Raw genomic sequence first — 11,797 nt, 5'->3', positions numbered from 1 at the left:
TTCCTCCAGTGCGGTCGCCTAGTACGACTTGGGCAGGCCCAGGGTCTGGTGGGAGACGTAGTTGAGAATCATCTCCCGGCTCACCGGGGCGATACGAGCCACACGGGCCGCCGTTATCAGCCGGGCGAGGCCGAATTCCCGGGTGAGGCCGTTGCCGCCGAGGGTGTGCACGGCCTGGTCGACGGCCTTCACGCAGGCCTCCCCGGCCGCGTACTTCGCCATGTTGGCGGCCTCACCGGCGCCGGCGTCGTCCCCCGCGTCGTAGAGATGGGCGGCCTTCTGCATCATCAGCCGGGCCAGTTCGAGGTCGATGTGGGCCTGGGCGAGGGGGTGGGCGATGGCCTGGTGGGCGCCGATGGGGGTGTTCCACACCGTGCGCTCGCGGGCGTACTCGATCGCCTTGGTGAGCGCGTGGCGGCCCATGCCGATCGCGAACGCGGCCGTCATGATCCGCTCCGGGTTCAGGCCGGCGAACAGTTGCAGCAGTCCGGCGTCCTCGTCGCCGACGAGGGCTTCGGCGGGCAGCCGCACGTCGTCCAGGACCAGTTCGAACTGCTTCTCCGCGGCGTTCAGTTCCATGTCGATCTGCCGGCGGGTGAAGCCGGGAGCGTCGCGCGGGACGATGAACAGGCAGGGCTTGAGGCGTCCGGTGCGGGCGTCCTCGGTGCGGCCGACGATGAGGGTCGCATCGGCGATGTCCACGCCGGAGACGAACACCTTGCGGCCGGTGAGCAGCCAGTCGCCGCTGTCGGCGTCGCGGCGGGCCGTGGTCGTGATGCGGTGGCTGTTGGATCCGGCGTCGGGTTCGGTGATGCCGAAGGCCATGAGGCGGGTGCCGTCCGCCAGCGCCGGGAGCCACTGCTGTTTCTGGGCCTGGGTGCCGAAGCGGGCGATGACCGTGCCGCAGATCGCCGGGGAGACGATCATCATCAGCAGGGGGTTTCCGGCGGCGCCCAGCTCTTCCAGGACGAGGGAGAGTTCGGTGATGCCGCCGCCACCTCCTCCGTAGGTTTCGGGGAGGTTGACGCCGATGTAGCCGAACTTGGCCGCCGCCTGCCAGAGGTTGGGGTTGTCCTGATTGGCCTTGGCGAAGGCCGCGACTGCCTCGCGGAGGGCCTTGTGTTCTTCGGATTCGATGAGGGTGGTCACTGTCGTCCTCCGGTGCGGGTTGTGGGTGGCTGGGCGCGCAGTTCCCCGCGCCCCTTTAAGGTTGGTCGCTCTCGACCACTGCCAGGAGGGCACCCATCTCCACCTGCTGTCCTTCTGTGACCGGGAGGGCCGTCAGGACTCCCGACACCGGGGCGGAAATGCGGTGTTGCATCTTCATCGCTTCGAGCCAGACGATCGGTTCTCCCGCCTGGACACTCGATCCGGTGATGAGACCGTCGGCGATCTTGACGACCGTGCCCGGCATCGGCGCGAGCAGGGAGCCGGGGGCGTGCTGGGCGGTCGGGTCGGGGAAGCGCGGCAGGGCGGTGAGGACGGTGCCGTTGACCCAGACCTGGTCGCCGTGGCGGGCGATGTCGTACCCGCGCCGCACACCGTCCTTCTCCAGCACGACCCGGGTGGGCTGCGCGCGCACCACCCGCACCCCGTCCGCCTCGGCGGCCGGCCCGCCGCGGGTGTGCCGGTAGCGGACCTCGTGCTCCTCACCCGCCAGGGCGTACCGCTTGACCTGCGGCTGGGAGGGCAGGTTGCGCCAGCCGCCGAAGCGGGAGCGGCCGCAGGCGTCGGCGAGGGCGGCGGCCAGCGGGGCCAGCGGGTCGTGGGCCGGTGCGGTCAGCTCGGCGAGGTGGCGGTCGTAGAAGCCGGTGTCCATGCGGCCGGAGGTGAACTCCTCGTGCCGCAGGGAGCGTACGAGCAGGTCGCGGTTGGTGACCGGGCCCTGGACCAGCGTGCGCTCCAGCGCGCCGGCGAGGGCGCGGACCGCTTCCGCGCGCGTGAGGGCGTGTGCGACGACCTTGGCGATCATCGGGTCGTAGTGGACGCTGATGTCGTCGCCGTCGGTGAAGCCGGTGTCCAGGCGGACCCCTTCGGGGACGGCGAGGCGGTGCAGGGTGCCGGTCTGCGGGGCCCAGTCGTGGGCGGGGTCCTCGGCGTAGAGGCGGGCCTCGACGGCGTGGCCACGCGCGCGTGGGGCCTGCCCGGCGAGGGCGTGGCCCTCCGCCACGCGGAGCTGCTCGGCGACCAGGTCGAGGCCGAACACGGCCTCCGTCACCGGATGTTCGACCTGGAGGCGGGTGTTCATCTCCAAAAAGTGCGCGCGGCCGTCGGCGACCAGGAACTCGACGGTGCCGGCGCCGGCGTAGGAGACGGCGCGGGCGGCGCGTACGGCCAGGGCGTACAGCTCCTCCGTGAGCCCCTGGGGGAGGCCCGGTGCGGGCGCCTCCTCGATCACTTTCTGGTGGCGGCGCTGGAGGGAGCAGTCGCGGGTGCCGAGCGCCCATACCGTGCCGTGGGTGTCGGCGAGGATCTGCACCTCGACGTGGCGGCCGTTCTCCAGGTAGGGCTCGACGAAGACCTCGCCGTCCCCGAAGGCACTGGCCGCTTCGGCGCGCGCCCCTTCCAGCGCGCCCTGGAGTTCCTCCAGTCGGCGCACGATCCGCATGCCGCGCCCGCCGCCGCCCGCGGCGGCCTTCACCAGCACCGGCAGGTCGGCCGCGGTGACCTCGCCCAGCGGCTCGATCCCCATGAGCTGCTTGGCGCGCGTCTTGGACGCCATCGCCTCGATCGCCTCCGGCGGCGGCCCGATCCAGGTCAGGCCGGCGTCGAGGACGGCACGCGCGAAGTCGGCGTTCTCCGACAGGAAGCCGTAGCCGGGGTGCACGGCGTCCGCGCCGGCGGCGAGCGCGGCCTTCACGATCAGGTCGCCGCGCAGATACGTCTCGGCGGGCGCCGCGCCCGGCAGCCGTACCGTCGTGTCCGCCACGCGCGCGTGCAGGGCGTTCTCGTCGGCGTCGGAGTGGACGGCGACGGTCCGGATGCCGAGCCGGCGGCAGGTGCGGACGATCCGGCAGGCGATCTCGCCCCGGTTGGCGACGAGCAGGGTCTGGATCATGTTCCTCACATCCGGAAGACGCCGAAGCCGCCGCGCGCGCCCTCGAAGGGCGCGGTGTGCAGGGCGGACAGGCACAGGCCGAGGACGGTGCGGGTGTCGCGCGGGTCGATGACGCCGTCGTCGTAGAGCCGCCCGGACAGGAACATCGGCAGCGACTCGGACTCGATCTGCTGCTCCACCAGGGCGCGCAGTCCGGCGTCGGCGTCCTCGTCGTACGGCTGCCCCTTGGCGGCCGCGGACTGGCGGGCGACGATCGACAGGACGCCCGCGAGCTGCTGCGGACCCATGACGGCGGACTTGGCGCTGGGCCAGGCGAACAGGAAGCGCGGGTCGTAGGCCCGCCCGCACATGCCGTAGTGCCCGGCGCCGTACGAGGCGCCCATCAGCACCGACAGGTGCGGGACCTTCGAGTTGGACACCGCGTTGATCATCATCGCGCCGTGTTTGATGATCCCGCCCTGCTCGTACTCCTTGCCGACCATGTAGCCCGTGGTGTTGTGCAGGAACAGCAGCGGGATGTCGCGCTGGTTGGCGAGCTGGATGAACTGGGCCGCCTTCTGCGACTCCGCGCTGAACAGGACGCCCTGGGCGTTGGCGAGGATGCCGACGGGGTAGCCGTGCAGGGCCGCCCAGCCGGTGACCAGGCTGGTGCCGTACAGCGGCTTGAACTCGTCGAAGTCGGAGCCGTCGACGATCCGGGCGATGACCTCGCGCGGGTCGAACGGGGTCTTCAGGTCGCCGGGGACGATGCCCAGCAGGTCCTCGGCGTCGTACGTGGGCGGCTCGGCCGGGCCCGGGTCCGGGTATGCCTTGCGGTGGTTGAGGCGGGCCACCACGCGCCGCGCCTGCCGCAGCGCGTCGGGTTCGTCGAGGGCGAAGTAGTCGGCGAGGCCCGACACGCGCGCGTGCATCTCCGCGCCGCCGAGCGACTCGTCGTCGCTCTCCTCGCCGGTCGCCATCTTCACCAGCGGCGGGCCGCCGAGGAACACCTTCGCCCGCTCCTTGACCATGATCACGTGGTCGGACATGCCGGGGACGTAGGCGCCTCCGGCCGTGGAGTTGCCGAAGACGACGGCGATCGTCGGGATGCCGGCCGCGGACAGCCGGGTCAGGTCGCGGAAGATCGCGCCGCCCGGGATGAAGATCTCCTTCTGGGAGGGCAGGTCGGCGCCGCCGGACTCCACGAGGCTGATGCAGGGCAGCCGGTTGGCGAGGGCGATGTCGTTGGCGCGCAGAGCCTTCTTCAGCGACCAGGGGTTGGAGGCGCCGCCGCGCACGGTCGGGTCGTTGGCGGTGATCAGGCACTCCACACCTTCGACCACGCCGATCCCGGTGACCAGGGACGCGCCGACGGTGTAGTCGCTGCCCCAGGCGGCCAGCGGGGACAGCTCCAGGAACGGGGTGTCCGGGTCGAGCAGCAGCTCGATGCGCTCACGGGCGAGCAGCTTGCCGCGCCCGCGATGCCGTGCGACGTACTTCTCGCCGCCGCCCGCGAGCGCCTTGGCGTGCTCGGCGTCGAGATCGGCGAGCTTGGCGAGCATGGCCTCCCGGTTGGCCCGGTGGTCGGGCGCGTCCGGGTCGAGCGCGGTCCGCAGAACCGTCACAGCGCAGCCTCCGGGAGGTCGACGGGGAGGGATGTGGGCGGGGCGGAGGACAGGGCGGGGGGCGGGCCGGCGGGCGGGCCGGCGGACAGGACAGCGGCCGGGCCGGCCGGCAGGGCGGCGGTCACAGCAGGGTCTCCGGTATGTCGAGGTGGCGGGAGCGCAGCCATTCGCCGAGGGCCTTGGCCTGCGGGTCGAAGCGGTGCTGGGCGGCGACACCGGCGCCGAGGAGGCCCTCGACGACGAAGTTCAGGGCGCGCAGGCGGGGCAGGACATGCCGGGCGACGGTCAACGGGCGGGTCTCGGGCAGCAGTTCCTTGAACCTCTCGGCCGTCAGCTCGTGGACCAGCCACCGCCAGGCTTCCTCCGAGCGCGCCCAGACGCCGACGTTGGCGTCCCCGCCCTTGTCCCCGCTGCGGGCCCCGGCGACCCGTCCCAGCGGCGCCCGCCGCACCGGCCCCAGGGGCAGCGGATCAGGAAGGTCCGGTTCCGCTACCGGCGCCAACGCGGCCGTCTCTCCCGGCGCCGGCACGGGCACGCGCCGCCCGTCGTGCAGCACCGCCACGTGCTCGACGGCGTCCTGCGGAACGTACGCGGCCTCGAACACCCCGTAGGGGGCGCCCTTCCCGGGGGGCGCGAGCACATGGAAGCCGGGGTAACTGGCCAGCGCCAGTTCCACCGCCGCCCCGCTCAGCGCCCGTCCCACGACCCGCTGGTCGGCGTCCCGTACGACGAGCCGCAGCAGGGCGCTCGCCGTCTCCTCGGTGTCCGCGTCGGGCCGGTCGGTGCGGACCAGCTCCCAGCGGATGTCGGCGGGCGGCGACTTGGCGAGCGCGTCGGCCATCTGCTCGCGCACCAGCGCCGCCTTGGCCTCGATGTCCAGGCCGGTCAGCACGAAGACGACCTCGTTGCGGAAGCCGCCGAGCCGGTTGACGCCGACCTTGAGCGTGGGCGGGGGCGCCTCGCCGCGCACCCCGTCGATCCGTACCCGGTCGGGCCCGTCCTGGCCCAGTCGTACGGTGTCCAGCCGGGCGGTGACATCGGGTCCCGCATACCGGGCGCCCGTCGTCTCGTACAGCAGTTGCGCGGTGACGGTGCCGGTGTCGACGAAGCCGCCGGTGCCAGGGTGCTTGGTGATCACGCTGCTGCCGTCGGCGTGGATCTCGGCGAGCGGGAAGCCGGGGCGGCGCATGTCCCGGCCGCCGGTGTGGGGCAGGTCGTGGAAGAAGGCGTAGTTGCCGCCGGTGGCCTGCGCCCCGCACTCCAGGACGTGCCCGGCGACGACCGCGCCCGCGAGCCGGTCGTAGTCCTGCGGCTGCCACCCGAAGTGGGCCGCGGCCGGCCCGGTGACGAGGGCGGCGTCCGTCACCCGCCCGGTGATCACCACGTCGGCGCCCGCGCGCAGGCAGGCGGTGATGCCGTGGCCGCCGAGGTAGGCGTGCGCGGCGAGGCTGCCGGGGTGGTGCGCGGTGCGGTCGTCGCCCTCGACGTGCGCCACACGCACCGGAATCCCGAGCCGTCCGGCGAGCGCGCGGACGGCGTCGGCGAGCCCGGCCGGGTTCAGGCCGCCCGCGTTGGCCACGATCCGAACGCCCCGCTCGTGGGCGAGGCCCAGGCACTCCTCCAGTTGCCGCAGGAAGGTGCGGGCGTATCCGGCGGCGGGGTCCTTCAGCCGGTCGCGGCCGAGGATCAGCATGGTCAGCTCGGCGAGGTAGTCACCGGTCAGGACGTCGAGGTCACCGTCGGTGAGCATCTCGCGCATCGCGTCGAAGCGGTCGCCGTAGAAGCCGGAGGCGTTGCCGATGCGCAGCACATTGCTCATCGTTCCGGCTCCCTCTGCCGACTCCCTCTCCCGGGGCGCGCCCCCGCTCATCGCGCCTCCCCCGTCGCCGGGCGCCCCGCGCCGGGCGGCCCGGCGAAGGCCTGGGCGATGTCCAGCCAGGCGTCGGCGTCGGGGCCTTCGGCGCGCAGGGCCAGGTCGGCGCGGTGGGCGCGCTGGGTGACCAGCAGGCAGAAGTCGAGGGCGGGGCCGGTGACGCGCTGCGGGGCGTCCTCGGGGCCGTAGGTCCACAGGTCGCCGGAGGGGGCGCGCAGTTCGACGCGGAACTCGCCGGCGGGCGCGGTCAGTCCGCGTAGGCCGAAGGCGAAGTCCCGGGTGCGCACGCCGAGCCGCGCTACCTGCCTCAGCCGGTCCGTGGGGGTGCGCCGCACGCCGAGCGCGCCGGCCACGTCCTCGCCGTGCGCCCAGGTCTCCATCAGGCGCGCGGAGGCCATCGAGGCGGCGGCCATGGGCGGGCCGTACCAGGGGAAACGTGCGCCGGGCGGGGCCGCGCGCAGCGCCTTGTCGAGCGCGGTACGGCCTTCGCGCCAGCGGCGCAGGAGGGTCTCCGGGGGGAGGGCGGCCCCCTCTTCGGCGCCCTCGTCGACGAAGGTGTCCGGTGCGGCGAGGGCCTGCTCCACCAGGGCGCGGAAGGCGTCCGCGTCCGTGACGGCGCACAGGGCCGAGCGGTCGGTCCAGGCGAGGTGGGCGATCTGGTGGGCGACGGTCCAGCCGGGAGCCGGGGTGGGCAGGGCCCACTGCTCGTCACTCAACTCTGCCACCAGGCCGTCGAGTTCGTCGCTCTCGTCACGCAGGTCGTCGATCACGGGCGTCGGATCTGACATGGGGCGAGCATGGCAGCGGACCAGGAAACAATCAAGCATGCTTGCATGATTTTCTGGGCCACACGGACGTCCGGAGATACCGGAGGTGGACGGCTCACGGCTGGGCTTCGGCCTGTACGACGTGGCGACGCAGTCGATGAGCTCGCACCACGTGACGGTGCGCGAGGACGGTGCGCGAGGACGGCACCAGCTCCTACGTCTCGATCCCGTTCCCGTATGTCTGGCCCTCGGAACTGGATCGGAACTGGATCGGAACCGGATCTGATGGCCCGGCTCGCGGGACTGCGCCGCGCGCCCGCCGGCAGGGCTGGGACCGCTCCCCCTTCACCGGCGAGAGCCGCCGGCACGTGTCGGTGTGGGAGAAGCTCGGTGTGGGAGAAGGCGGCCGGCCGACCGGCCCGCGCGGACGGCGTCTACGCGTTCCGCGCGGTCTTCCCCCGCCCCACCTGGGTCCGCACCGCCCCCATGCTCGCCGCGATGACGAGGGCGATCGCGACCGACTCGACCGGGGAGAGGGCCTGGCCGAGGATCAGGAAGCCGGCCGTCGCGGCGATGGCGGGCTCCAGGCTCATCATGATGGCGAAGGTGGGGGCGGGCAGGCGGCGCAGCGCGAGCAGTTCGAGGGTGTAGGGCAGGACGGAGGACAGCAGCGCGACGGCCGCACCGAGCCCGAGGGTCACCGGGTCGACGAGTCGCGTGCCGGCCTCGGCGACGCCCAGCGGCAGGAACAGCACCGCGCCGACGGCCATCGCCAGCGCCAGCCCGTCCGCCTGCGGGAAGCGGCGCCCGGTGCGCGCGCTGAAGGTGATGTACGTCGCCCACATCGCGCCCGCCCCGAGCGCGAAGGCGACGCCCGCCGGGTCGAGGTCGCCGAACCCTCCGCCGCTGAGCAGGAAGACGCCGCCGAGCGCCAGACCGGCCCAGACGAGGTTGAGCGCACGGCGGGAGGTCAGCACCGACAGGGCCAGCGGGCCCAGTACCTCCAGGGTGACCGCGGGGCCCAGCGGGATGCGGGCGACGGCCGAGTAGAACAGGCCGTTCATGGCGGCCATCGCGATCCCGAAGGTGACCACCGTGCCCCAGTCGGCGCGGGAGTGGCCGCGCAGCCGGGGCCGGCAGACCAGCAGCAGCACCACGGCCGCGACGAGCAGCCGCAGCGACACCACGCCGAGGGCGCCCGCCCGCGGCATCAGCGTCACCGCGAGGGCGCCGCCGAACTGCACCGAGACACCGCCGGCGAGCACCAGGCCGACGGGGCCGAGCGAGTCGATCCGGCGGGGGTGCTGGGCGGCTGCGGCCGTGGCGGGTGCGGCCTCGGGGGTCGCCGCGGTGGCGGCGGACGTCACCGAGGCGGAGCGGACGGCGTCGGGGCGGGTCACGGGCAATTCCAGGTGCTCGTTCGGCGGGAGGACTCCATCAGTGTTCACTACGATGGACTGTTGAGTCCAGCATACTGAACCCGGTCAGGGGTGTCAGGCCCTCTTGCCACTGTCCCGGAGGGAGGGATTCCTGTCCAGCGCCGCCGCCAGCACCTCCGCCAGGTGCCGCCCTCGCACCCCGCCGAGCTGCTCCAGCTGCGTCCGGCAGGAGAATCCGTCCGCCAGGACCACCGCGTCCTGCGGCGCCTTTCGTACCGACGGCAGCAGCTGCTCCTGCGCGCAGGCCCTGGACACCTCGTAGTGCCCGCGCTCGAATCCGAAGTTCCCGGCGAGTCCGCAGCAGCCACCGCTCAGTTCCCCCGTCAGCCCGGCCGCCTCGCGCAGCCGGCGGTCCGCCGCGTCGCCCAGTACCGCGTGCTGGTGGCAGTGGGTCTGGCCGGTCACCGGGCGGTCCAGGACCGGCGGCGCCCAGTCGGGCGCGTGGCGTTCCAGGGCCTCCGCGAAGGTCACCACCCGCTTCGCCAGGCGGGCGGCCCGGGGATCGTCGTGCAGCAGCTCGGGCAGGTCGCCGCGCAGGGCGGCGGCGCAGCTCGGCTCCAGCACCACGACCGGCGCGTCCGTCTCCAGCACCGGCGCCATCAGCTCCAGCGTGCGCCGCAGCACCGCACGTGCCCGGTCGAGCTGGCCGGTGGAGAGGTAGGTCAGCCCGCAGCACACCCGGCCCCGGCGGGCCGTCAGCAGCGCGGCCGCCGAGCGCGAGCGCCCGTCCCCCACCGGCCGCCCCCGCATCCGCAGGGTCGGCGGCAGCACCACCCGCAGCCCGGCCGCCTCCAGCACCCGCACCGCAGCCCGGCCGACGGAGGGCGAGAGATGCTCGGTGAAGGTGTCCGGCCACAGCACGACCAGATCGCCGCCCCCGGTGCGTGGCGGCCGCCCCCGCCACCACCGGCTGAACGTCTCCCGGGCCACCCGCGGTATCTCCCGCTCGTCCGCGATGCCGCCCAGCCGCTTGCCCACCCGGGCCAGCGGCCGCACCGACGCCGCCGCGTTCACCGCGCCCGCCGCGCGCAGTGACGCCACCCAGCGCAGCCACTGAGGCAGCCGCCCCATCGTGTAGTGCGCCGCGGGCCGGCGCCGGCCCGCGTAGTGATGGTGCAGGAACTCCGCCTTGTAGGTGGCCATGTCGACACCCACCGGGCAGTCGGAGCGGCAGCCCTTGCAGGACAGGCACAGGTCCAGCGCCTGACGCACCTCCGGCGAACGCCAGCCGTCGGTGACCACCTCCCCGGCGAGCATCTCGTGCAGCAGCCGGGCCCGTCCGCGCGTGGAGTGCTCCTCCTCGCCGGTGACCCGGAACGACGGGCACATCACGGCCGGTCCGGACACTTCCGTCGTACGGCATTTGGCGACGCCGACGCAGCGGCGGATCGCCGCGGAGAAGTCGCCGCCGTCGGCCGGGTAGCCGAAGGCCACGTCCACGGGCTCGCGCGGGAGCACCGAGAAGCGCAGACCGGCGTCCAGCGGGGCGGGGCGGACCAGCATGCCGGGGTTGAGCAGGTCGTCGGGGTCCCACACCGCCTTGGCCCGCTCGAACACCGACACCATCTCCGTGCCGTACATCACCGGCAGCAGTTCCGCGCGCGCCTGCCCGTCGCCGTGCTCCCCGGACAGCGAGCCGCCGTGCGCGACCACCAGGTGGGCGAGCTCCTCGGAGAAGCGGCGGAAGCGGCCGACGCCGGCCTCGGTGAGCAGGTCGAAGTCGATGCGGACGTGGATGCAGCCGTCCCCGAAGTGCCCGTACGGCGTGCCGCGCAGCCCGTGCGCCGACAGCAGCGCGCGGAACTCCCGCAGGTAGGGGCCCAGCCGGGCCGGTGGGACCGCGCAGTCCTCCCAGCCGGGCCACGCCTCCGAGCCGTCGGGCATCCTCGTCGCCGTGCCGCTCGCGTCCTCCCGCACACGCCACAGCGCACGCTGCGCGGCCGGGTCGGTGACCACCAGGGCGTCCAGCACGTCCGCCGCGCGCACGATCGCCTCCGCACCCGCACGTGCCTCGTGCGGGGACTCCCCGCCCGTCTCCACGAACAGCCACGCCCCGCCCCGCGGCAGCCCCGCCGTCGACGGCACCAGGTCGGCGGCCATGCCCTCCACGGTCAGCGGCCCGTGCGGGAGCAGCCCGGCGGCGGCCTCGGCGGCGGCGCTCTCGTCGGCGTACCCCAGCACGGCCAGCGCCCGGGCGCGCGGCGCCTCAACCAGCCGTACGACCGCCTCGGTCAGCACGCCCCAGGTGCCCTCGCTGCCGCAGAAGGCGCGCGCCACGTCCGCGCCCTTCTCCGGCAGCAGCGCGTCCAGCGCGTACCCGGAGATGCGGCGGGGCAGCTGCGGGAAGCCGGTCCGCAGCCGTGCCAGCTCGCCGTCCACCAGCTCCCGCAGGCCGTCCGGGGCGCCCGCCCAGCCCTGCCCGAGCCGCAGCCGCCGCCCGCGCGCGGTGATGACGTCCATTTCGCGCACGCTGTCCGCGGTGGTGCCCCAGGCCACCGAGTGCGCCCCGCAGGAGTTGTTGCCGATCATGCCGCCGAGCGTGCAGCGGCTGTGTGTGGAGGGGTCGGGGCCGAACCGCAGTCCGTGCGGCGCGGCGGCCTCCTGGAGCCGGTCCAGGACGAGCCCCGGCTGCACCACCGCCGTCCGCGTGCCCGCGTCGAGCTCCAGCAGCCGGTTCATGTGCCGGGTGAAGTCCAGGACCACGCCCGTGCCCGTCGCCTGCCCCGCGATCGACGTGCCCCCTCCTCTGGCGACGACCGGCACGCCGTGCCGCCGGCAGATCTCCAGCGCGGCGGCCACGTCGTCCGCGTCCCGTGGCGCGACGACGCCGAGCGGGACCCGCCGGTAGTTGGACGCGTCCATGGTCATGAGCGCCCGGGCGGTCGCATCGAAGCCGACCTCGCCCCGGACGGCCCCCCGCAGCTGTGCCCGAAGCGTCTGAAGCCCTGCCAGATCCGTCATGCGTCCAGGATGCATCCGATCACCGACAGTCACCGGAAGTTGTCCACAGCGGCACCCCTCCAGTCGTACAACCTCACAAGTCCACCGCTGGCGAT

7 protein-coding genes are annotated in these 11,797 nt (G+C 73.8%); all 7 read right to left on the bottom strand.

From position 1 onward, the window contains the following. Positions 1-18: 18 nt before the first annotated feature. The 7 genes from AC0B9F_RS19025 to AC0B9F_RS18995 all read right to left on the bottom strand — a co-directional run bounded on the left by AC0B9F_RS19025 (position 19) and on the right by AC0B9F_RS18995 (position 11,702). Entirely contained in the window at positions 19-1,149 is a 1,131-nt protein-coding gene (locus AC0B9F_RS19025; protein ID WP_472004020.1) for an acyl-CoA dehydrogenase family protein, read from the bottom strand. 55 nt (positions 1,150-1,204) lie between these two features. Then, positions 1,205-3,058: an acetyl/propionyl/methylcrotonyl-CoA carboxylase subunit alpha gene (locus AC0B9F_RS19020; RefSeq protein WP_472004018.1), complete on the bottom strand. Its 1,854-nt coding sequence runs from the start codon at positions 3,056-3,058 to the stop codon at positions 1,205-1,207. Positions 3,059-3,063: 5 nt separating this feature from the next. Next, complete coding sequence (locus AC0B9F_RS19015; protein ID WP_472004016.1) at positions 3,064-4,662, bottom strand: acyl-CoA carboxylase subunit beta; 1,599 nt, start codon at positions 4,660-4,662, stop codon at positions 3,064-3,066. 121 nt (positions 4,663-4,783) lie between these two features. Next, positions 4,784-6,481 carry an acyclic terpene utilization AtuA family protein gene (locus AC0B9F_RS19010; protein WP_472004014.1) on the bottom strand — a complete coding sequence of 566 codons (1,698 nt, stop codon included), beginning with the start codon at positions 6,479-6,481 and terminating at the stop codon, positions 4,784-4,786. A 47-nt stretch (positions 6,482-6,528) separates the two neighbouring features. Then, a complete protein-coding gene (locus AC0B9F_RS19005) occupies positions 6,529-7,323 on the bottom strand; it encodes a TIGR03084 family metal-binding protein (protein WP_472004013.1) in 795 nt (264 codons plus the stop codon). 413 nt (positions 7,324-7,736) lie between these two features. Then, a complete protein-coding gene (locus tag AC0B9F_RS19000) occupies positions 7,737-8,702 on the bottom strand; it encodes an EamA family transporter (protein WP_472004011.1) in 966 nt (321 codons plus the stop codon). Positions 8,703-8,795: 93 nt separating this feature from the next. Next, on the bottom strand, positions 8,796-11,702 hold the full coding sequence (locus tag AC0B9F_RS18995) for an FAD-binding and (Fe-S)-binding domain-containing protein (protein ID WP_472004009.1): 2,907 nt from the start codon (positions 11,700-11,702) through the stop codon (positions 8,796-8,798). Positions 11,703-11,797: the final 95 nt, after the last annotated feature.

This window comes from Streptomyces sp. NPDC097129, from assembly GCF_055668065.1.
The sequence above is the reverse complement of the archived record's forward strand: the minus strand, read 5'-3'. Positions and strand labels throughout refer to the sequence as shown.